Raw genomic sequence first — 22,190 nt, 5'->3', positions numbered from 1 at the left:
GAAAGTGGGCATGGACAAAGTCATCGTCATCACCGGTGGAAGTCGCGGCATCGGTGCCGCCACTGCGCTGTTGGCCGCCAGGCAAGGTTATCGGATCTGCATCAACTACCAGTCCGATGAGCAGGCGGCGCAAACGGTGCTGGACCAGGTCCGCGCCTTGGGTGCCCAAGCCATCGCCGTGCGCGCCGACGTCAGCATCGAAGACGAAGTCATCGCTTTGTTCAATCGGGTGGACAGCGAGCTGGGTCGAGTCACCGCGCTGGTGAATAACGCCGGCACCGTGGGGCAAAAATCCCGGGTCGACGAGATGTCCGAATTCCGCATCCTCAAAATTCTCAAGACCAATGTGTTGGCGCCGGTCCTCTGCGCCAAGCACGCCATCTTGCGCATGTCGCCCAAGCACGGCGGGCAGGGCGGCAGCATTGTCAACGTATCCTCGGTCGCCGCGCGTTTGGGCGCCCCCAACGAATACGTCGACTACGCAGCCTCCAAGGGTGCGCTCGACACCTTTACCATTGGCCTGTCCAAGGAAGTGGCCGGCGAGGGGATTCGGGTCAACGCCGTGCGTCCGGGCTATATCTACACCGATTTTCACGCCCTGAGCGGCGATCCGGATCGGGTCAGCAAGCTGGAGTCGGCAATTCCAATGGCCCGTGGCGGGCGCCCGGATGAAGTGGCGGAGGCGATTGTGTGGTTGTTGTCGGATAAAGCGTCCTATGCAACCGGGACCTTTGTCGACCTTGGCGGCGGCCGGTAAACATCAAGATCAAAAGATCGCAGCCTGCGGCAGCTCCTACATGGGATTGCATTTACTTGTAGGTGCTGCCGCAGGCTGCGATCTTTGCTTTTAGAAGGATCTTACAATCCGCCCCAGCGTCTCCATCGCCTTCTCCGAAGCCTCATCCCACGGGCTGCCATAATTCAGCCGAATACAATTCCTGAAGCGCTGCGTGGGCGAAAAAATCGGTCCCGGCGCAATGCTGATCCCTTGCGCCAACGCCATCTGGAACAACTTCAGAGAATCCATCTGCTCGGGTAATTCCAGCCAGAGGAAGTAGCCGCCAGCGGGTTGACTGACGCGGGTCTGTGCCGGGAAATAGCGGGCGATGGCCGACAGCATGGCGCTTTGCTGTTCCTCCAGGGCATATCGCAACCTGCGCAAATGCCGATCATAACCCCCGTGCTGCAGATAGTCGGCAATGGCTGCCTGGGCAGGCATCGAAGCGCAAAGGGAGGTCATGAGTTTTAACCGCTCGATCTTCTGTGCATACCGCCCGGCGGCGACCCAGCCAATGCGGTAACCCGGGGCCAGGCTCTTGGCGAAAGACCCACAGTGCATCACCAGTCCTTCGGTATCAAAGGCCTTTGCCGGTTTCGGTGCTTGCTGACCGTAATAGAGTTCGGCGTAGACATCGTCCTCGATCAACGGCACTTGATGGACGCGCAGCAATTCCACCAGTTCGCGCTTTTTCGCTTCGGGCATGGTCGCGCCCATGGGGTTCTGGAAACTGGTCATGCACCAGCAGGCCTTGATCGGGTGGCGTTCCAGGGTTTGCGCGAGCACCCCGAGGTCGATGCCGTCGCGCGGGTGCACGGGGATTTCCACGGCCTTGAGTTTCAAGCGTTCGAGCACTTGCAGGCAGGCGTAGAACGCCGGGGCCTCGATGGCTACCAGGTCGCCGGGTTGTGTCACGGCTTGCAGGCACAGGTTCAGCGCTTCCAACGCGCCGTTGGTGATCAGCAATTCTTCCATGGGCAGCATCAAGCCGCCCACCATGTAGCGCAGGGCAATTTGTCGGCGCAATTGCGGGTTGCCCGGCGACATGTCGGTGACCACCATGCGCGGGTCCATGTCCCGGGCAGCGCTGGCCAGGGAGCGCGACAGGCGCTGCAGCGGAAACAGGGTCGGGCTGGGGAATGCCGAGCCGAAGGCTACGGTGTTCGGATCCTTGATTGATTCAAGGACCGAGAACACCAGTTCGCTGACATCGACTTCGGTGGATTCATTGACCTGGGTGCTGATCCCAGGCTCGGAAAATGGCCGCGGTGCATGGGCGTTGACGAAGTATCCAGAGCGCGGTCGGGCGCGAATCAGGCCGCGACGCTCAAGCAAGTAATACGCCTGGAACACCGTGGACGGGCTTACCCCATGGGTCTGGCTGGCATAGCGCACCGACGGCACACGCTGGCCGGGTCCGAGAACGCCGGTGCGGATCAGTTCAGCAATGTCATCGGCGAATTTTTCGTAGCGTTTCATCGTATGCCCGAATTGGTGTCTTTCAGAAAAGACGAGGTGACTTCTTCGCGAGCAGGCTCGCTCCCACAAGAACGATGCGGCGTCTGCTCGCGAATGGCGCACTGCAGTCTAAGGGATCAACGATTCATCGGTGCAACAAACCGGCTCTTGGCCTCGCTGAAGATGCCCGGCTCATCGCTGTCGACGATCTTGAAGGCGATGCTTTGCGAACTGCTGCCCGGCCGCTCCGTGGTCATCGCCACCGACACGGGAACATCAACAATCTCACCCGGTGCCAGGCTCAAGTCGGTCTTGCCCTGCAGCTGGAAGCCATCGCCATTCACCAGCGTCAGGCGGTAGTCCTGGCGTTGCTGGGTCTTGTTGATGACCTTGAGGCTGTAGATGTTTTCGATCTGCCCCTGGCTGTTCTCACGGAACAGTCCACGGTCCTTGCTCACGTCCAGCGACACCATCGGCCGTTCCATCAGCGCAACGACCAGCGCACCGATCATCACCAGCAACACGGCGGTGTAACCAATCAATCGTGGCCGCAACAGGCGGGTCTTGCCGCCTTGCAGTTGGTGCTCCGAGGTATAGCTGATCAGCCCGCGATCGTAGCCCATTTTGTCCATGATCGAATCACAGGCGTCGATGCATGCCGCGCAACCAATGCATTCCATCTGCAAGCCGTCGCGAATGTCGATGCCGGTCGGGCAGACCTGCACGCAGAGCTGGCAATCGATGCAGTCACCCAGGCCGAGCTCGGCCGGCTTGACCTCGCGCTTTCTTGGGCCACGGTGCTCGCCACGGGCCACGTCGTAGGAAATGGTCAGGGTATCCTTGTCGAACATCACGCTCTGGAATCGTGCATACGGACACATGTGCATGCACACCGCTTCACGCAGCCAGCCTGCATTGATGTAGGTGGCAGCGGTGAAGAACAGCACCCAGAACAGGCTGACGCCACCCATTTGCCAGGTCAGGAGCTCTTCGGCCAGCGGGCGGATCGGCGTGAAGTAGCCAACGAAGGTCAGGCCGGTCAACAGGCTGATGGCCAGCCACAGGGTGTGTTTCGCCGAGCGGCGCAGCAGTTTGTTCAGTCCCCAGGGCGCCGCTTGCAGTTTGATCCGCTGGTTGCGTTCGCCTTCGGTGATCTTCTCGCACCACATGAAAATCCAGGTCCAGGAGCTCTGCGGGCAGGTGTAGCCGCACCATACGCGGCCGGCGAACACTGTGATCGCGAACAGGCCGAACGCGGCAATGATCAGCAGCGCCGAGAGCAGGATGAAATCCTGTGGCCAGAACGTCGCGCCAAAAATGTGGAATTTGCTTTCGGAAAGGTCCCAGAGCACCGCCTGGCGGCCACCCCAGTTCAGCCATACGGTGCCGAAGAACAGCAGGAACAGCAAACCCGCGCCGCTGATGCGCAGGGAACGGAACAGGCCGGTGAAACTACGGGTGTGGATCAGGTTGTCGCTGGACTTGGCCTTCATCTTTGGACGCGAGGGCTCGAAAGTCTTGACTACGGGGGCGCTTTCCAGGGTTCGGACGGGGATTCTATCGCTCATGGTCTTTCGCTCATCAGCCTCCATCAGGCAGGAGCACTATGAGCGCCGATCTGTTTGCATAACAGACTCAGGTATTGCTTTAAAAACCGGATCAGATGGGTACGGTGCCCCCGCCTGCGACAAGTTGAAGCAGCTGGCGCAGCGGGGCCGGGAGACCTATACCAGACGTTTTCGGGCTTTATTGATCCAGGGCAGTCAAATCACCGAATCACTGTCGGTCGCTTTCAAATGCCGGCGACCATCGACCGCACCTGCTACGGTCAATGCGTCCGCTTCTGCTTCGGTGATGTAGATGCGCTGGCCATCGAGATCGACCGCCGACATGGCTTTTTCCCCGTCGGTGATGATGGTCACATCGGGACACAGGCGAATTTCCTCGCCGTTCGCGGTGGTAAAGAAACAAGTCTGGTTGTCAATGCGTACGGTCATGGCGTAATCCTGGCTTTTTACGATGGATGAAACATTAGGCTTTCGGCATCGACCATCGTTCTGTGCAACTGATTAATGGTCGGCGCGGTCCATCCTCCATGACCCCATTGCAAGGCTCTCTACAAGGGAATTCGCCATGAACGCCTGGTGGCATGAAGTCTGGGTAACCCTGCAAGCCGAATTCGCCGACATCGGCGATGCCTCGCAACTGACCCGCATCACTGTGCGCCTGTTGATGGCTGCGGTACTGGGCGGCATTCTCGGTTTCGAACGCGAGCACAAGGGCAAGGCCGCGGGGGTGCGTACCCACATGCTGGTGGCGCTGGGCGCGGCGTTGTTCGTACTGGTGCCACAAATGTCCGGTTCCCAGGCGGATGCCATGAGCCGGGTCGTCCAGGGCGTGATCGCCGGGATCGGCTTCCTCGGCGCCGGCACTATCCTGAAAAACCAGGAAGGCGACGAAGGCCACGTCAAAGGCCTGACCACCGCCGCCGGTTTGTGGATGACCGCCGCGATCGGGGTGTCTGCGGGGTTGGGAAGGGAAGCCACGGCGGTGCTGAGTACGTTGCTGGCGTTAGTGATTCTTGGCGTGATGCCTAGAATCGTGAAGGTGCTGGAGAAAGACAAAGATCAGCTGTAGGAGCGAGCACGCCCGCGAAAAACTCAAGATCGCCTCGGGGTGTCAGGCTACCAGCGTTATCGTTCACGATCTTCGCGAGCATGCTCGCTCCTACAGTCGGGAAGTTCGTGCGGGCTATGGTCGAAGTCACCTGTCCGCCGCAAACGTCATTCGGACTATTCCTTCGATCGGTCCCCCAGCGCGGCAGGGGGGCCGATCAACTGTCTTCATTCAGGGGTCACAATCACCGGTGGCATTGTCGTCGGCGGCTCTTCCCTAGGTGGCGGATTGCTACCCGGAGGGTCCTGCTCAGGTACAGGCTGCGGATCGCTGGGTGGTATCACCGGGTTGTCGATATTCGGATCGGGTGTTTCTGCCGGGAATGGATTGTTCATTGTTCATACCTCCAGTGGCACATGGCGTGAGTCGTGCTTAAGTTGGTTGACCACTGTGTAAAGGATTTGATTCCAGCCAATTGCCGATGAACTTTTCCCGACGCCCGTCGCTCGGAACCTAAGTGAGTTCATTCGGTGAGGGACTGACCGATGTGGATGACAATCGCAGACATGAGCGTCCTTGGGGCGTAAGGAGAGATGCTCGATGACGGCTGAAAAACCTGGTGAGTTGAGCTACAACCCGCACATTCCACTGTCGCAGGCGTTGTTATTGCCGCGAATCGTAATCGAAAACACCATGCCGACCCTGGATGGCGGGCAGTTCGCCGTCAAGGCCGTGGAAGGCCAGGATGTGGTGGTGACCAGCAAGGTTTTTGCCGACGGTCACGACAAACTGGCCGTGCGGATACGCTGGCAGGCCGATGGCGATGAGGCCTGGCATAGCGAGGTCATGACCGAGCTGGGTAATAATGGCTGGCAGGGGCAGTTTCGCGTGCAGGCGCAGGGGCGTCACGTTTTTTGTATCGAGGCCTGGATCGATCAATTCGCCAGCTTTTGCTATGAATTGGAGAAAAAACACGCTGCCGGCGTGCCTGTCAGCCTGGAACTGCAAGAAGGTCGCCTTCACGTTCAGCAAGCCGCCGAACGCACCGAAGGTCAATTGAGTGAGCAATTGGCTGCCTTGCATCATGAACTGTCGGGGCTGCTCGAAACCGAGCAGGTTGCACTGTTTCTGCACCCTCGTAGCGCCGATTTGATGGCCCAGGCCAATCATCGTGCCTACCTGAGCCTGAGCCCGGAGTACCCGGTCGATGTGGAGCGTGAGCTGGCGCAGTTCGCCAGCTGGTATGAACTGTTCCCGCGCTCGATCACCGACGATCCCGCGCGCCACGGCACTTTCAATGACGTGCATTCGCGGCTGGCGATGATCCAGGACATGGGCTTCGACGTGTTGTATTTCCCGCCGATCCACCCGATCGGTCGCAGTTATCGCAAAGGTCCGAACAATTCCCTCACCGCAGGCCCCGATGATCCAGGCAGCCCCTATGCCATTGGCAGTGAGGAGGGCGGACACGAGGCGATTCATTCGCAGTTGGGCACCCGCGAAGACTTCCGTCGCCTGGTGGCAGCCGCGGCTGATCATGGTCTGGAAATTGCGCTCGATTTTGCCATTCAATGTTCCCAGGATCATCCATGGCTGAAGCAACATCCGGGCTGGTTCAATTGGCGGCCGGACGGCACGATCAAGTACGCGGAGAACCCACCGAAAAAATACCAGGACATCGTCAATGTCGACTTTTATGCCGTCGAGGCGATTCCCAGCCTGTGGGTCGAGTTGCGCGATATCGTCGTGGGTTGGGTGCTGGAGGGCGTGAAGTTGTTTCGCGTGGACAATCCGCACACCAAGCCCTTGCCGTTCTGGCAATGGCTGATCGCCGATGTGCGGGCGCTGTACCCTGACGTGATCTTCCTCGCCGAGGCGTTTACCACTCCGGCGATGATGGCGCGGCTGGGCAAGGTTGGTTATTCGCAGAGCTACACCTACTTCACCTGGCGCAACACCAAGCAGGAACTGGCCACCTATTTCACCGAACTCAACGAGTCGCCGTGGCGCGAGTGCTACCGGCCGAATTTCTTCGTCAATACGCCGGACATCAACCCGGCATTCCTGCATGAATCCGGCCGCCCCGGTTTTCTGATTCGCGCCGCCCTGGCAACCATGGGTTCGGGGTTGTGGGGCATGTACTCCGGCTTTGAATTGTGTGAGTCCGCGGCGATTCCAGGCAAGGAGGAATACCTCGACTCCGAGAAGTACGAGATCCGACCCAGGGACTTCAACGCCCCCGGCAACATCATTGCCGAGATCGCCCAGCTCAATCGTATCCGCCGGCAAAACCCGGCGCTGCACACGCACTTGGGCCTGAAGGTCTACAACGCCTGGAACGACAACATCCTCTATTTCGGCAAGCGTAGCGCCGATGGCAGCAATTTCATCCTGGTGGCGGTCAACCTCGATCCGCACAACGTGCAGGAGGCGAATTTCGAGTTGCCGCTGTGGGAAATGGGTTTGCCGGACGATGCCAGCACCCAGGGCGAAGACTTGATGAACGGCCATCGCTGGACCTGGCACGGCAAGTACCAGTTCATGCGCATCGATCCAGCGTATCAGCCATTCGGCATCTGGCGAATTACCCCCTAGCCCACGATCGTTCCCACGCTCTGCGTGGGAAAGCAGCCCGTGACGCTCCGCGTCACTGGACGCAGAGCGTCCCTTGAGGCATTCCCACGCAGAGCGTGGGAACGATCCGCGTCAGGGCGCTCTTTCGAATTCAACAGGAGTTTCAAATGGCGAAGAAACCCAAGGCAGCCACCTTTATCAAGGACCCGCTCTGGTACAAGGACGCGGTCATCTATCAAGTTCACGTCAAATCCTATTTCGACTCCAATAACGACGGGATCGGCGATTTTCCGGGCCTGATCGCCAAGCTCGACTACATTGCCGACCTGGGCGTCAATACTATCTGGCTGTTGCCGTTCTATCCTTCGCCGCGTCGCGACGATGGTTATGACATCGCCGAATATCGTGGTGTGCACAGCGACTACGGCACCATGGCCGACGCCAAGCGGTTCATTGCCGAGGCGCATAAACGTGGCCTGCGGGTGATCACCGAACTGGTCATCAACCACACCTCGGACCAGCACGCCTGGTTCCAGCGCGCTCGCAAGGCCAAGAAAGGTTCGGCCGCGCGGGATTTCTACGTGTGGTCCGATGACGATCAAAAGTACGACGGTACCCGCATCATCTTTCTCGACACCGAAAAATCCAACTGGACCTGGGACCCGGTGGCCGGCCAATACTTCTGGCACCGTTTCTATTCGCACCAGCCCGATCTGAATTTCGATAACCCCCAGGTGATGAAAGCGGTGCTGTCGGTCATGCGCTACTGGCTGGACATGGGCATCGACGGATTGCGCCTCGACGCGATCCCGTACCTGATCGAGCGCGACGGCACCAACAACGAGAACCTGCCGGAAACCCACGACGTCCTCAAAAAGATCCGTGCCGAAATCGATGCCAATTACCCCGACCGCATGCTGCTGGCCGAGGCCAACCAATGGCCGGAAGACACGCAGCTGTATTTCGGTGACACCGACAAAAAAGGCCTGAACGGCGACGAATGCCACATGGCGTTTCACTTCCCGTTGATGCCGCGCATGTACATGGCGCTGGCCCAGGAAGACCGTTTTCCGATCACCGACATCTTGCGCCAGACCCCGGAGATCCCGGCCAATTGCCAATGGGCGATTTTCCTGCGCAACCACGATGAGCTCACCCTGGAGATGGTCACCGACAAGGAGCGTGACTACCTGTGGAATTACTACGCGGCCGATCGACGGGCGCGGATCAACCTGGGGATTCGCCGGCGCCTGGCGCCGTTGATGGAGCGTGATCGCCGGCGCGTGGAGTTGCTCAACAGCCTGTTGCTGTCGATGCCCGGCACGCCGACCTTGTACTACGGTGACGAGATCGGCATGGGCGACAACATCTACCTCGGCGATCGCGACGGTGTGCGCACGCCAATGCAGTGGTCGATCGACCGCAACGGCGGGTTTTCCCGCGCCGACCCGGCCAGCCTGGTGCTGCCGCCGATCATGGACCCGCAATACGGCTACCTGTCGGTCAATGTCGAAACCCAGGCCGGCGACCCGCATTCGCTGTTGAACTGGACCCGGCGCATGTTGACGGTACGCAAGCAGTCCAAGGCGTTCGGGCGCGGCACCTTGAAAATGCTCTCGCCGACCAATCGCCGGGTGCTGGCCTATACCCGCGAATACACCGGGACTGACGGCAAGCATGAAATCATCCTGTGCGTGGCCAACGTTTCGCGCAGTGCCCAGGCCGTGGAGCTGGACCTGTCGGCCTACGTGGGCATGGTGCCTGTGGAGATGCTTGGCGGTAATGCGTTTCCACCCATCGGCCAATTGAGCTTCCTCCTGACCCTGGCGCCCTATGGGTTCTATTGGTTCGGTCTCGCCGCAGAGAACCAGATGCCGAGCTGGCATGTGGAACCGGCGCAAAGCCTGCCGGACTTCACCACGCTGGTGCTGAAAAAGCGCATGGAAGAGTTGCTCGAAGCGCCTTCACGCACCACGCTGGAGCAGGGCATCCTGCCGAACTGGCTGCAGAACCGCCGCTGGTTCGCCGGCAAGGACGCGGCCATCGAAAAGGTCAATCTGGCCTACGGTGTGCGATTTGGCGATGCGCAGCACCCTGTGTTGTTGAGTGAAATCGAAGTCACCGGTGGCGGCCAGACCAGTCGCTACCAACTGCCGTTTGGTTTCATTGCCGAAGACCAGGTCGGCACGGCATTGCCTCAGCAATTGGCCTTGTCACGGGTGCGCCGTGGCCCGCAGGTTGGCTTGATCACTGATGCCTTCAGCCTGGAAAGCTTTATCCGCGCGGTATTGCAGGGCATGCAGAACAGCACGGTGTTGCCTTCCGATGGCGGTGAAATCCGTTTCGAACCCACCGCCGAGCTCGCCAAACTGGGCCTGACGGCAGAGTCCGATGTGCGCTACCTGTCCGCCGAGCAATCCAACAGTTCGGTGGTGGTCGGCAACAGCCTGGTGTTGAAACTGATCCGCAAGGTTGCGTCGGGCGTGCACCCGGAACTGGAAATGAGCGCCTATCTGACCGCTGCAGGCTTCGGCAATATCTCGCCGTTGCTGGGCGCGGTGGTGCGTCGGGATGCGGCAGGCGTGGATAACCTGCTGATGATCGCCCAGGGCTACTTGAGTAATCAGGGCGATGCCTGGGAATGGACCCAGAACAATCTGGAGCGGGCGTTGCGCGACGAACTCGCGGACGCCATGTCCGAGCAGGAACAGCATTACAACGCGCTTGGCGAGTTGAAGGATTTCGCCGCCATGCTGGGCCAGCGCCTGGGTGAAATGCACCAAGTGCTGGCGGCATCCAGCGAAAATCCTGACTTTGATCCGCAGATCACTACGCAAAAGGATGCGTCCGCGACGGGCAAGGATGTCGTGGCACAAATCGAGCATGCATTGAAATTGCTCAAGCAGCATCAACATGAACTGAACCCTGCGGACAAAACCCTGGTCAGCCGTTTACAGGAGCATAAAAAGGCCATTCTCAGTCATGTCCAGGAGTTGGCCAAAAAGACCGCGGGTGGGCTGCGGATCCGCGTACACGGTGATTTGCACCTCGGCCAGGTGCTGGTGATCAAGGGTGACGCGTACCTGATCGACTTCGAAGGCGAACCGGCGCGGCCTTTGCCGGAGCGTCGGGGCAAGCACAGCCCGTACAAGGATGTCAGTGGTGTACTGCGCTCTTTCGACTATGCGGCGGCCATGACCATCAACGTGCATAACGTTGATAACACAGCCCATGCCCAGGACGCTCGCCGGCGGGTCGGCGATCGCTATTTGAGTGAGGCGAGGCAGGCATTTATCCACGCTTATCGGCTGGCGGCAGCTACGCTTGGCCATGCGTGGCAAGATCCGGATGGCGAAGATGCCGCCTTGGCATTGTTCGGGCTGGAGAAGGCGGCGTATGAAGTGGCCTACGAGGCGGAAAACCGCCCTGGCTGGCTGCCCGTGCCGTTGCACGGTTTATATGGATTATTGAGTGGGCTTAAACCCTTTTCCGATCTTGGTGGAGAGTAGTCATGAGTTTCTCGAACAAGGAACAGGGTCATCATCACAGTGAAGCGCTGCTACCCAGGGCGCGGGATATCGATGCGCTGGTGCGTGCCGAGCATCGCGATCCCTTTGCCATTCTCGGCCCCCACGGCGATGGTGCCGGCGGACAATTCATCCGCGCTTATCTACCGGGCGCCTTGAGCGTGCAGGTGGTGGCCAAGGAATCCGGGGAGGAGCTGGGCAATCTGGAAGCGACCCAGACCCCAGGGCTGTTCGTCGGGCATTTCCCACGGGCACAGCCATATTTGTTGCGAACCCGCTGGGCCGGTGGCGAACAAATTTCCGAAGATCCCTACAGTTTTGGTCCATTGCTGGGTGACATGGATTTGTACCTGTTCGCCGAGGGCAATCACCGCGACTTGAGCAGCGCCCTGGGCGCCCAGTTGAAGACCGTGGACGGTGTCGATGGCGTGCGGTTCGCCGTGTGGGCACCGAACGCCAGACGGGTGTCGGTGGTGGGTGACTTCAACGTCTGGGACGGTCGTCGCCACCCCATGCGCCTGCGCCATCCCACCGGTGTCTGGGAACTGTTCATTCCACGCCTGCAAGCGGGGGAGGCCTACAAATACGAAATCCTCGGCAAGGACGGCATCCTGCCGCTCAAGGCAGACCCCATGGCGCTGGCCACCAGCCTGCCACCGGACACCGCCTCGAAAGTCGCCCCACCTTTACGGATCGACTGGCAGGATCAGGACTGGATGCAGTCGCGTGGCGAGCGCCAGCGCCCGACGGCGCCGTTGTCGATCTACGAACTGCACGCCGGTTCCTGGCAGTGCGAGCTGGACGATCTGGGTGAAGTGGCCCGTCAATACACCTGGCCGGAACTGGCTGAGCGGCTGATTCCGTACGTCAAGGAGCTGGGTTTTACCCACATTGAGCTGATGCCGATCATGGAACACCCGTTCGGCGGCTCCTGGGGTTATCAGTTGCTTTCGCAGTTTGCCACCAGCGCCCGCTACGGAACGGGCGACGAATTCGCTGCCTTCGTCAACGATTGTCACGTGGCGGGAATCGGCGTGATCCTCGACTGGGTGCCGGCGCATTTCCCCACCGACACCCATGGCCTGGCCCAGTTCGACGGCACTGCGCTGTACGAATACGGTAATCCCCAGGAAGGCTTCCACCAGGACTGGGACACCCTGATCTACAACCTGGGCCGCACCGAAGTACACGGCTACATGCTGGCGTCAGCGCTGCACTGGCTCAAGCATTTCCACGTCGATGGCCTGCGGGTCGATGCGGTGGCGTCGATGCTGTACCGCGATTACTCGCGCAAGGCTGGCGAGTGGGTGCCCAACCGCCATGGCGGTCGTGAGAACCTGGAGGCCATCGACTTCCTGCGTCACCTCAATGACGTCGTGGCACTGGAAACTCCCGGGGCGCTGGTGATCGCCGAAGAGTCTACGGCCTGGCCCGGCGTCAGCCAGAGCACACAGCAGGGTGGCCTGGGTTTCGCCTATAAGTGGAACATGGGCTGGATGCACGATTCGCTGCACTACATTCAGCAGGACCCGGTGTACCGCGCCCATCACCACAACGAACTCAGTTTCGGCCTGGTGTACGCCTGGTCGGAGCGATTCATCCTGCCGATTTCCCACGATGAAGTGGTGCACGGCAAGCACTCGCTGATCGACAAGATGCCCGGCGACCGCTGGCAGAAATTCGCCAACCTGCGGGCCTACCTGAGTTTCATGTGGGCGCATCCGGGCAAGAAACTGTTGTTCATGGGCTGCGAGTTCGGCCAGTGGCGCGAGTGGAATCACGACCAGCAGCTCGATTGGTACCTGTTGCAGTACTCCGAGCACAAAGGCGTGCAGAAGCTGGTAAGTGACCTCAATCGGCTGTATCGCGAGGAGCCGGCGCTGCATGAACAGGACGACGTGCCCCAAGGCTTCCAGTGGCTGATCGGCGACGATGCGATCAACAGTGTCTACGCCTGGATGCGCTGGAGCAAGGACGGCCAGCCGATCCTGGTGGTCGCCAACTTCACGCCGGTGCCACGTGAGGGTTATCGGGTGGGCGTGCCGTTTGCCGGGCAGTGGAGCGAGATGTTCAACAGCGATTCTTCGATCTATGCCGGGTCCAACTATGGCAACAGTGGCGGGGTGACCGCCGAGCAAACGCCGAGCCATGGTCAGGCCCTGTCGCTGGCGCTGAATCTGCCGCCGTTGGCGGTGCTGATGCTGAGGCCGGCGGGCTGATTCAGAGCCGCTTTCGTGGGCAAGCCGGATCCCGCGGTGATCAGGCTTGCCCCCGAAGTCTCATTCACCAACGCATCCGCACGCCCAGGCTGCCGATCAAGCCATTCAAGTCATTGTCATCCACATCACTGCTGTAGTCGGCGCTGACGTACAAGCTCACGGTCGGCGTCATTCTGGCCACCAGGCCCAAGCCCAGTTCGACCGTCGAGGCGTTTCGGCTGCTGCTGATCTTGTCGACCTGGTCGAGGGTGACGGTATTGCCGGTGTACACCGTGTGCCACAAGTTGGTTCGCACATAGGGTTCGACGGGCAGGCCGTTGATGTCGTAGCTACCTTTCAACTTGGCACCGACCCGGCCGCTCCAGGAGGAGAGGTCGCTGGAGGATGCATTCCCCGAACCCGCATAGGGCGTATCCAGGGTAATTCGCTGGTTGATCAATTGCGCTTGGGGTTCGACCACCCAGTTCTCGCTGATGCCGATCGGGAATCCGCCTTCGACCGAGAGGGTCACTGCGCTGCCTTCGGTGGCTTGCCTCGCGCCTTGTTCATTGCGACTGAAACCGTTGACCCGACCACCACTGGCCGACAGATCGACGTGCCAGCCTTGTGGGCCGGTCAGGCTCCAGTAGGCGCCGAGGCTCTGTCCTTGCAGGTTGAGGGTGTCGGTGTGCGGGTTTGATTGTGCGCGATTGGTCAGCAAACCGTTGCCGGTGCCGTGGAACTCGGCGGTGCCGCCGATCAGGCCGACCCGTTGGGTATGGCCACTATTGCTTTGCAGGGTCAGGATCGCCGGGCTTTTCAGTTCGCCAGAGCCGGCAATGGAAAACCCCTGGGCCATGGCGTCGGTTTGCGCCTGGCGTGAAGCCTGTCCATACAGTTGATCCCAGGCCCCGGGCGCAGCCGCTTCGACGGTCAGGCTCGAGCTTCGCGTATCGGCAATCGGGCTGAAGTGGCCGGGATAGGACGTTGTCGGTGCAGACAAAGAAAGCGACGGGACGTCCTGGCGGTACCAGGGGGTGGTTTCTTCCTCTGTAGGGGAAGCCTGCACTTCCATGGATGAACATAACAGCAGTGTACTGGAGACGGTGCAAACACTAATCCGGATCTCTTGAGGGGTGAATGAAGTTTTCATGGAGGTCTACCTTGCAATCGCATGCGGTATCTCGCTGTGGCGTCTCTCCTACCCCGAGTGAGGGGCGACCGAATGAATTAGGGCAAGCCGACCCCCGCCCGTTTTTACGGGTAGTAATCGGATTGATCCTGATGGTAATTCCGGGGTAGTAACGTGAAGTCAAGAGGACCCCCGGCATTGCGTCAAGAAAATGGCCGACTAGTGGTAGGGGTATTTCAGATCATATAAGTGACTGATTTACGACGCATGCTTAAGTGCTTGTTTATTGGTGAAAACGTCAAAAAACTCTCGAGCTAGAGCCTTTGCTCAGTCTTACCAGCTCATCCTGACTCCCAGGTTACCGCTCATTCCCCGCAAAGGATTGCTGTCGATATTGCTGCTGTAATCTGCATTGGCGTACATGCTGACAGCGGGCGCAAGTGTCAGGATGGCACCCAAACCCAGATCCGCCGATGAGGAGCGTTGGCGGGTGTTGATCTCGGTGCTGTCGTCGAAAGTCACCGTGTCGGTTCCCGACATGGTGTGCCACAGGTTCACGCGCAGGTAGGGTTCCAGCGGCAGGTCGGCGACGTCGTATCGGCCCTTGAGCCGGGCGCCGAGACGGCCGGTCCAGGCGGCGTCGGAATCGAACGACAGCTTTGAAATGCCGTCGTCCTGATGCTTCAGGTCAACCTTTTGATTGATCACTTGCAGCTGGGGTTCGACCACCCAGTTGTTCGCTACGGCAACAGGGTAGCCGGCCTCGACGGAGAGGGTCATGGCGTGGCCATCATTATCGATTTTCAGGCTACGCTCGGAGTGACTGTCGCCGTTGAGCCAGGTGTACATCGCCACCGTATCGAGATACCAACCCTTGGGGTCGGTCAGTGTCCAGTAAAGCCCGAGGCTATCGCCTTGCAATTCGACCTTGCCGGCACGTTTGTCCTGGAACCCCTGGTTGAAACCGTCGACGTCACCCTTCAAGCGGCTATGGCCGACGAAGAAGCCGGTGCGCTGGGTTTGCCCACCGGAAGTTTGCGAGCCGAACAGGTCGTTGCCCACCTGAAATCCGTTCAGCGAGCCATCGAGCCGTGGCGTGACGGTGCCGGCCCAGGTCTGCTCGATGTTTTTCCCATAGACCCGGCCCCAGCCTGCGCCAAACGCGCCGGTTTCTTTCAGCAGGCGTTGATCACCCTGTCGATCATGGAAGGTGCCGAGTGCCGTCAGGGCCAACTGCGCGGCCGCCGGAGGCAACACTGACCAGACCGGGACTTCCTGGCGGTACAGGGGAACGGGCGCCGCACCGGCAACGGGGGTCGGCAAGGGCGGTGTGCCAACAGCCGCCACCGGTAACGCCACCAACGGCACCAGGACGGGCGGCACGGTTGGATCGGGATTGGGCGTCGGATCTGGATCGGGCACTGGCGCTGCAACCAATGGCGGTGCAACCACGGACGAACGCAGGTACCAGCTGTTTTCGCTCCCGGCAGTGACGCCCCCCCTTGAACAGGTAATAATCAAAGGCGCCGACCGACAACGGGGCTTTGAGTCTAAAGGCGCCACTGTCGCTGATGGCCGTGCCTTGGGCCTGGACGACTTGAATACCGTTTTGCAAGGTGGCGGCCCCCGTGCCGCCGAGGTTGCTGACGGTAATGGACGTGGTGCCAGACAAGGTACCGTTGTTGACCACCAGTTTGTCACTGGGGGAGCTGTCATCGCCCATCGGGCTTTGTAGCCATAGCTGGCCGCCGTTGCCCGCATAGTTGCCCTGTACTGTCAGGGTGTCGCTGGTGCGACTGTTGCCGCTACCAAGGTCGATGATCCCGGCGTTGTTCAGCGTCGCCCGCTGGTCTGCGGAGATGGGCGTGAGGCTACCCTTGGCCGAGGTCACGACACTGCTGCTGTCGATGTTGAATACACCGCTACCGGTGGTGCTGTCACCCAGGACAAAGTTGCCGTCGAAGTCCAGTTGCGACTTATTGTTCAGGTTGACGGTTTCCCAGTTGATGTAGCGAGCGACGCCGCTGGTGGTGGTGTTATCGAAGGTCAGCAGATCGCTGCCGTTGCCCCCATCCAGGGTCGGAGTCTGGGCCAGGCTGCTGGCACTGAGATTGCGCAGGGTTGCCCGGTCATCGCCATCTCCCATCAGGATCGCCGAACGGATGATGCCACCGCTATCCCAGGTCAAGCTGTCATTGCCCGCGCTGGCCCGGATCTCCCCGACGATTTCGCCTCCAGTCACCGTAATGCTGTCATTGCCACCGCTGACACTGATGTTGCCGCCAATTCGGCCACCGGACACGATGATGGTGTCAGTCCCAAACCCGGTGAGCAGATTGCCGAGGATCTCGCCACCAGACAGGTCGAACAGATTGTCATCGAGCTTCATATCGACCCGGCCGATGCTGCCACCTGTCATTTTGGCGGTGTCACCGTCTTCGAAGGCGCCAATGATCATGCCTGCGCTCATCTGGAAGACGTCGCGACTGTCGCCCTGGGCCAGCGACTGGATAGTCCCGCCACGTATGAGGGCGGTGTCGACGCCATTACCCTGGTTCATCGCCCCGGTGATCTGGCCGGCGTCAATGGTGAAGCTGTCGCTGCCGTCCCCCTGTTGGGCGATCCCGGTAATGACGCCGGAATTCATGACCAGGGTATCGTTGCCGGCGCCGAACGTCACATTGCCTGTGATCGTGCCGGTGCCATTGGTGGGGAAGGCCAGGTTGTTGTTTCCCGCCAAATCAGTCAGCGGCCCGTTGTTGCCGCTGTCGCACACGAAGTTGTCGTTGCCAGTGGAAGGGACCAAGGTACAAGCCGCCTGGCTAGGCAGGGACCAGCCCATGCACAGCCAGATCGAAATGGCACAGGTGCTGTAACGGTAGCTGGGCAGTGCTTTACAAAGGTCCATGCGCGTCTCCGCTCAAGATTCGACACCCGATGCCTTGCAGGAACGGCAAGGTAGGGGGTGCATCTGCAGCGCGAGTCGCGAGACATCATCAGGAAGGCAAAAGACCCTTCAGGCAACGACGGCTACGGGCATGTCCATCCGAGTCAGTCGAACGGACGAGAGCACCGTAGCAAGTGTTTTTGGATGTATCTACTGTCATAAATGACAGTTGGAGATCAGGTTTGACGTGTTACAGGTGTACTTCAACCGCCAATGGCAAATGATCCGACAGGTGTGTCCAGGGCTTATGGCCGAGGATTTTCGGATCGTGGCTACTGGCGTTGCGCAAGTAGATCCGATCCAGGCGCAGCAGCGGGAAGCGAGCCGGGTAGGTTTTTGCCGGCCGGCCATGGTGGCGTTCGAAGGCTTCGTGCAAGTAGTCGCGGCGCGAGAGAGCGGCGTTGCCCTGTAACTGCCAGTCGTTGAAGTCGCCGGCAATGATGACGGGGGCGTCATCGGGCAAGGATTCGAGCAACTGGCAGAGCAACTGCAACTGCAACTGTCGATGACTCTCCAGCAGGCTCAGGTGAACGCAGATAGCATGGACCTCGGCATGGCCCGGTACATCCAGCACGCAGTGCAACAGCCCACGGCGTTCGGGGCCGGTAATGGAGACGTCAAGGTTGCGGTATTCACGGATCGGGTATTTGGACAGCAGTGCGTTGCCATGGTGACCGTCGGGATAAACCGCATTTCGCCCGTAGGCGAAGTCGCTCCACATGCTGTCGGCAAGGAACTCGTATTGCGAGGTTTGTGGCCAATCGTTGTAGCGCGAAGAATGGCGCTCGTGTTCACCGACGACTTCTTGCAGGAACACCAGGTCCGCTGAGGTACTGCGTACCGCTTCGCGTAATTCCGGGAGGATGAAACGCCGATTGAGGGCGGTAAAGCCTTTGTGGGTGTTGACGGTCAACACGCGCAGTCGATGGATAGCCTCGGGGCTGTTCAACGGCACTGATCCTGCTGCCAGCCGATTAGAGTCACTGCTCACTTTCACTCCTCTGAATCCGGGTTGCTTATGCATGCGACTGATAGGGGAGCGAGCAGTTCAGCGCGTTATGCCGTGATGCCAAAAAATCGTCCGAACGCAGCGGGAATCGCGTCGCAGCGGTGGCGGCCTGTTAGTCGACCTGATTATAGGTTTGTCCGCCATGCCATTGTGGGAGCCAGCCCGCTGGTGAAAAACGTCCAGACAGCGTTCATCCAGACAGGGCGCGTTATCGTTGACTTCCATCGCCAGCAGGCTGGCTCCCACAGGGGATCCAGGTGCACCCGTCAAAGTCAGGTCGGCTTTAAGGCCGCCTCGCTTTGATGTTGATCGCGAGCGCCCCGTTAAACACGCTGGCCGAACGCAGGCCTTGCCGCAGCAATGGATATGTACACCAAACAACCGCACTTTCAGACAAACACAATTTCATAAGGCAACCGCATCCGCTCCAGCAAAATGCGCGGCAGCCGTGGCGCAATCCCGACGGCCGGTTCACCGTCAAGTTGACTGGCATAGGCATGGGTAGCATGGCTCTTGCGCGCCACCGTCCAGGTGTCCAGGCGCACTTTGCGCGCCCGGTGCCAGGGGATCAAGGCGCTGTCTCGCGATGGCCAATGCCAGGCCCAGACCGGTATTTCGGTGAAGACGGCGCCGGCGATGGTGGCGGCATTAGCGCTGGCGCGACCGACGGCGTCATGGTCGCTGTTGCCATCCTCGCACCAGGTGCTGAACACCACATCGCCCGGCCGTAGATAACGGACGATGAATTGGGTGAGCGCCTGTTCATGCTCAGCCAGGGTATGGTCGGTGAAGCCGCCGCGTATCCATTTCAGGCTGTGCATCGGCAATCCAAGCCGGCGCAAGGCCTCGACACTTTCCTGGGAGCGAAACACGCTCAGGCGTTTCTCCGACCACTGTTGGGAGCCCGGATGACTGGCGCTGCCGTCGGTCACCGAAATCAATTGCAAGGGGTGTCCCATGGCGCTGAGCAACTGCAGCAAACCGCCGCAAGTCAACACTTCGTCGCCGGGATGTGGGGCGATCACCACGGCGCGCGCGCCCGGGGAGAGAAGGGATTGAGTACCGATGACCGGAATATTGGCCAGTTGCGGGGCGCTGTTCCAGATTTGCTCTGTACAGCTGCTGTCACTGATGGACACAGATTTCATGGCGTTACGTCCTTGTTCCATACGCCCCCAGTCCTGCGCAACGCAAGCGCTGCTACAGCCATGAGGGCGGGTTGATAGCGAAGCGCGGCGCTCCGGACCCTGGACAGCCGCGCATCGAGTATTGCTCATGTATCGCTATTCGTCGCGCCGCAAGTGCACGCATGGCTCAATTTCTTTCATTGCGCCGGTGATTTCTACTCCTCTTCCTCACGTTGCAGTTCGAACAACAGCAATGAGCGTCCGGTGACCGAGTACTCGCGCCCGAAATCGAAGCGTTCCTGACCGCGTATGGACGGTTGATTGGTGTCCATCAGGCAGGTCCAGAAGCTGCCGTCCGGTACCTCCGGCAGAAGGAAGTTGACGATGTCGTGATGGGCGTTGACCACCAGCAACAACGTGGCGTCCGCGCCTTTGCGGCGGATCCCGGTTTCCTGGGCTCGCCCGTCGAGCAACATGCCCAGGCAGCGATTGTGCGCATCGTGCCAGTGCTCGGTGGTCATCTCGCTACCATCGGGTGCCAGCCAGGTGACATCCTTGACGCCGATGTCCTCATTGTAGTTGCCCACCAGGAAGCGCCCCCGGCGCAAAATCGGATAGGCCAGGCGCAACTTGATCAGGCGCTTGACGAACTTGAGCAACGCCTTGCCATCCTCGCTCAGGTCCCAGTTGACCCAGCCGATCTCGCTGTCCTGGCAATAAGCATTGTTGTTGCCTTCCTGAGTCCGGGCGAATTCGTCGCCGGCCACGATCATTGGCGTACCCTGGGCCAGCAGCAAGGTGGCAAAGAAGTTGCGCATCTGTCGAAAGCGCAGGTCGTTGATTTGCGGGTCGTCGGTGGGGCCTTCGACGCCATGGTTCCAGGACAGGTTGTTGTTGCTGCCGTCCTGGTTGTTCTCGTCGTTGGCTTCGTTGTGCTTGTCGTTGTACGACACCAGGTCATTGAGGGTGAAACCGTCGTGGGCGGTGATGAAATTCAGCGATGAGTAAGGACGCCGACCACGCTGGTTGAACATTTCGCCGGACGCGGTCATGCGGCTGGCAAAGTCCGCCAATTGGCCGTCGTCGCCTTTCCAGAAAGCGCGCACGGTGTCGCGAAACTTGTCGTTCCATTCCACCCAGCCCGGCGGGAAGTTGCCGACCTGATAACCACCGGGCCCGCAATCCCAGGGTTCGGAGATCAGCTTGACCTGGCGCAGTACCGGGTCCTGGCGGCAAGCCACGAGGAAACTGTGACGTTCGTCGAAACCGTCGTGATAACGCCCAAGTATGGTCGCCAGGTCGAAGCGGAAACCGTCCACGTGCATTTCCGAGGCCCAGTAGCGCAGCGAATCGGTGACCATCTGCAATACGCACGGATGGCTCAGGTCCAGGGTGTTGCCGGTGCCGGAATCGTTGATGTAGAAGCGCTTGTCGTCAGGCATCAAGCGGTAATAAGAGGCGTTGTCGATACCGCGCATCGACAGGGTCGGGCCCTGTTCGTTGCCCTCGGCGGTGTGGTTGTAGACCACGTCGAGGATCACTTCCAGGTTGGCTTCGTGCAGGTGCGCGACCATTTCCTTGAACTCGGCGATCTTGCCGCTGGCCAGGTAACGCGGGTCGGGGGCGAAGAACGCAATGCTGTTGTAGCCCCAGTAGTTGGTCATGCCTTTGTGCAGCAGGTGCTGGTCGTTGACGAAGGCGTGGATCGGCAGCAGCTCGACGGTCGACACCCCCAGCTTGCGGATATGCTCCAGCACTTCGTCGACCATCAGCCCGGCAAAGGTCCCGCGCTGGTTTTCGGGAACGGCGGGGTGGCGCATGCTGAAGCCGCGCACGTGGGTTTCATAGATGATCGTTTTGTCCCATGGCACGCTGACCCGGTGATCGTGGCCCCAGGTGTGCGCCGGATCGATCACCTTGCATTTCGGCACGTAGGGCGCGCTGTCGCGTTCGTCGAAGCTGAGGTCGGCGTCGGGGTGGCCAATGGTGTAGCCAAACAAGGCTTCGGACCATTTCAACTGACCGACCAGCTGTTTGGCGTACGGGTCGATCAACAGCTTGTTGGGGTTAAAACGATGACCGTTGGCCGGATCATACGGGCCGTACACGCGGTAGCCGTAGATCAGCCCCGGATGGGCATCGGGGAGGTAGCCGTGGTAGATCTCGTCGGTGTACTCCGGCAGTTCGATGCGTTCGAGCTCCACTTCGCCGGCGTCATCGAAAATGCACAGTTCGACGCGGGTGGCGTTGGCCGAGAACAGGGCGAAGTTGACCCCCAGGCCATCCCAGGTCGCACCGAGCGGGAAGGGCAGTCCTTCGCGGATGCGCGAGGGTTCGGCACGGGGAGGTGGCGTTTCTTTCTTGGTTCGGGTCATAAATGCTCCAGTAACGGCAGGCAGTGAAGGGGCTCAAAATTTTTTCGCGGGCGAGCGAATCCCTCGGTGGCGAGCGGGCTCGCCACTGGAATCTTCCGGACAGCGTGAGAAAAGCTTAGACCGCAGGCGGTTTTCGCGGTGCGCGAGGTTTTTTCTCAGCGGCCTTTTCCCCCGGTGGTATCACCGCGGAAGCAGCTGCCTGCTTGGCTTTGGCCTTGGGTTTTGCTTCCCCGGCCTTGCCATTGAGTTTGCCGTCGCCGGCTTTGCCCACGGTTGTCTTGCTCGACGCTGCTTTGGCCGGCTTTTTCGGTGCCAGGGCTTCGGCTTCAGCCAGTTTGCACGCCATCTCCCAATGTCGTGCTTCCTGGCCCTCAGGTTTGCCTTCGGATTCCCAGATCTGATAGGCAAACTCGCGGATGCGTTTATCGTCGGTACTCATCGCATTGCTC

At 60.0% G+C, this 22,190-nt stretch carries 13 protein-coding genes and 2 pseudogenes; 5 read left to right on the top strand and 10 right to left on the bottom strand.

All coding sequences use genetic code 11. From position 1 onward, the window contains the following. Nucleotides 1-10 precede the first annotated feature (10 nt). Nucleotides 11-757 (top strand): SDR family oxidoreductase, encoded by a 747-nt coding sequence (locus QLG10_RS16265; RefSeq protein WP_110752216.1) that lies wholly within the window; start codon nt 11-13, stop codon nt 755-757. A 90-nt stretch (nt 758-847) separates the two neighbouring features. Here QLG10_RS16265 and mapR read toward each other — a convergent pair whose 3' ends face one another. The 3 genes from mapR to QLG10_RS16250 form a co-directional block, all read right to left on the bottom strand. Next, a complete protein-coding gene (gene mapR / locus QLG10_RS16260) occupies nt 848-2,257 on the bottom strand; it encodes a GntR family transcriptional regulator MpaR (RefSeq protein WP_110752218.1) in 1,410 nt (469 codons plus the stop codon). A gap of 116 nt (nt 2,258-2,373) precedes the next feature. Continuing rightward, on the bottom strand, nt 2,374-3,804 hold the full coding sequence (gene ccoG, locus QLG10_RS16255; RefSeq protein WP_110752220.1) for a cytochrome c oxidase accessory protein CcoG: 1,431 nt from the start codon (nt 3,802-3,804) through the stop codon (nt 2,374-2,376). Between the two features lie 195 nt (nt 3,805-3,999). Next, nucleotides 4,000-4,233 carry a DUF3203 family protein gene (locus tag QLG10_RS16250; RefSeq protein WP_110752223.1) on the bottom strand — a complete coding sequence of 78 codons (234 nt, stop codon included), beginning with the start codon at nt 4,231-4,233 and terminating at the stop codon, nt 4,000-4,002. A gap of 136 nt (nt 4,234-4,369) precedes the next feature. On the opposite strand from QLG10_RS16250, the gene QLG10_RS16245 reads away from it, so the two are divergent. Then, the gene (locus QLG10_RS16245) at nt 4,370-4,873 is read left to right on the top strand and encodes an MgtC/SapB family protein (protein ID WP_110752225.1); all 504 of its coding nucleotides are present in this window, start codon (nt 4,370-4,372) and stop codon (nt 4,871-4,873) included. Here the strand turns inward: QLG10_RS16245 and QLG10_RS16240 are convergent. Further along, nucleotides 4,869-4,955, bottom strand: a pseudogene (locus QLG10_RS16240) (outer membrane lipoprotein carrier protein LolA); the annotation flags it as partial. The gene QLG10_RS16245 and the pseudogene QLG10_RS16240 overlap by 5 nt on opposite strands. 497 nt (nt 4,956-5,452) lie before the next feature. Here QLG10_RS16240 and QLG10_RS16235 point away from each other — a divergent pair. The 3 genes from QLG10_RS16235 (at nt 5,453) to glgB (ending at nt 13,172) form a co-directional block, all read left to right on the top strand. Further along, the gene (locus QLG10_RS16235; RefSeq protein ID WP_248677415.1) at nt 5,453-7,447 is read left to right on the top strand and encodes an alpha-1,4-glucan--maltose-1-phosphate maltosyltransferase; all 1,995 of its coding nucleotides are present in this window, start codon (nt 5,453-5,455) and stop codon (nt 7,445-7,447) included. Nucleotides 7,448-7,593: 146 nt separating this feature from the next. Then, nucleotides 7,594-10,935, top strand: a complete 3,342-nt coding sequence (gene treS / locus QLG10_RS16230; protein ID WP_248677416.1) for a maltose alpha-D-glucosyltransferase — start codon at nt 7,594-7,596, stop codon at nt 10,933-10,935. Nucleotides 10,936-10,937: 2 nt separating this feature from the next. Further along, nucleotides 10,938-13,172 (top strand): 1,4-alpha-glucan branching protein GlgB, encoded by a 2,235-nt coding sequence (glgB, locus tag QLG10_RS16225; protein ID WP_110752231.1) that lies wholly within the window; start codon nt 10,938-10,940, stop codon nt 13,170-13,172. A 64-nt stretch (nt 13,173-13,236) separates the two neighbouring features. Here the strand turns inward: glgB and QLG10_RS16220 are convergent, their stop codons facing one another. From QLG10_RS16220 to QLG10_RS16195, 6 genes and pseudogenes are all read right to left on the bottom strand, one after another. Then, nucleotides 13,237-14,304: an autotransporter outer membrane beta-barrel domain-containing protein gene (locus tag QLG10_RS16220; RefSeq protein WP_110752233.1), complete on the bottom strand. Its 1,068-nt coding sequence runs from the start codon at nt 14,302-14,304 to the stop codon at nt 13,237-13,239. A gap of 312 nt (nt 14,305-14,616) precedes the next feature. After that, a pseudogene (locus tag QLG10_RS16215) lies at nt 14,617-17,191 on the bottom strand (autotransporter outer membrane beta-barrel domain-containing protein). 229 nt (nt 17,192-17,420) lie between these two features. Next, entirely contained in the window at nt 17,421-18,221 is an 801-nt protein-coding gene (locus tag QLG10_RS16210; protein WP_020800631.1) for an endonuclease/exonuclease/phosphatase family protein, read from the bottom strand. A 407-nt stretch (nt 18,222-18,628) separates the two neighbouring features. Beyond that, nucleotides 18,629-19,387: a PIG-L deacetylase family protein gene (locus QLG10_RS16205; RefSeq protein WP_110752237.1), complete on the bottom strand. Its 759-nt coding sequence runs from the start codon at nt 19,385-19,387 to the stop codon at nt 18,629-18,631. Between the two features lie 194 nt (nt 19,388-19,581). Continuing rightward, nucleotides 19,582-21,741: a glycogen debranching protein GlgX gene (glgX, locus tag QLG10_RS16200; protein WP_188264747.1), complete on the bottom strand. Its 2,160-nt coding sequence runs from the start codon at nt 21,739-21,741 to the stop codon at nt 19,582-19,584. 115 nt (nt 21,742-21,856) lie between these two features. Then, complete coding sequence (locus QLG10_RS16195; protein ID WP_282487676.1) at nt 21,857-22,180, bottom strand: DUF2934 domain-containing protein; 324 nt, start codon at nt 22,178-22,180, stop codon at nt 21,857-21,859. Nucleotides 22,181-22,190: the final 10 nt, after the last annotated feature.

Source organism: Pseudomonas sp. V98_8 (genome assembly GCF_029967975.1).
In the GTDB taxonomy this organism is placed as follows: domain Bacteria; phylum Pseudomonadota; class Gammaproteobacteria; order Pseudomonadales; family Pseudomonadaceae; genus Aquipseudomonas; species Aquipseudomonas umsongensis.
This window is presented reverse-complemented; position numbering and strand designations above follow the sequence as displayed.

Excerpts from the sequence above, each read along its gene's own strand:
- QLG10_RS16265 (WP_110752216.1), top strand. The coding sequence starts at position 11 with ATGGACAAAGTCATCGTCATCACCGGTGGAAGTCGCGGCATCGGTGCC.
- mapR (WP_110752218.1), bottom strand. The coding sequence starts at position 2,257 with ATGAAACGCTACGAAAAATTCGCCGATGACATTGCTGAACTGATCCGC.
- ccoG (WP_110752220.1), bottom strand. The coding sequence starts at position 3,804 with ATGAGCGATAGAATCCCCGTCCGAACCCTGGAAAGCGCCCCCGTAGTC.
- QLG10_RS16250 (WP_110752223.1), bottom strand. The coding sequence starts at position 4,233 with ATGACCGTACGCATTGACAACCAGACTTGTTTCTTTACCACCGCGAAC.
- QLG10_RS16245 (WP_110752225.1), top strand. The coding sequence starts at position 4,370 with ATGAACGCCTGGTGGCATGAAGTCTGGGTAACCCTGCAAGCCGAATTC.
- QLG10_RS16235 (WP_248677415.1), top strand. The coding sequence starts at position 5,453 with ATGACGGCTGAAAAACCTGGTGAGTTGAGCTACAACCCGCACATTCCA.
- treS (WP_248677416.1), top strand. The coding sequence starts at position 7,594 with ATGGCGAAGAAACCCAAGGCAGCCACCTTTATCAAGGACCCGCTCTGG.
- glgB (WP_110752231.1), top strand. The coding sequence starts at position 10,938 with ATGAGTTTCTCGAACAAGGAACAGGGTCATCATCACAGTGAAGCGCTG.
- QLG10_RS16220 (WP_110752233.1), bottom strand. The coding sequence starts at position 14,304 with ATGAAAACTTCATTCACCCCTCAAGAGATCCGGATTAGTGTTTGCACC.
- QLG10_RS16205 (WP_110752237.1), bottom strand. The coding sequence starts at position 19,387 with ATGAAATCTGTGTCCATCAGTGACAGCAGCTGTACAGAGCAAATCTGG.
- glgX (WP_188264747.1), bottom strand. The coding sequence starts at position 21,741 with ATGACCCGAACCAAGAAAGAAACGCCACCTCCCCGTGCCGAACCCTCG.
- QLG10_RS16195 (WP_282487676.1), bottom strand. The coding sequence starts at position 22,180 with ATGAGTACCGACGATAAACGCATCCGCGAGTTTGCCTATCAGATCTGG.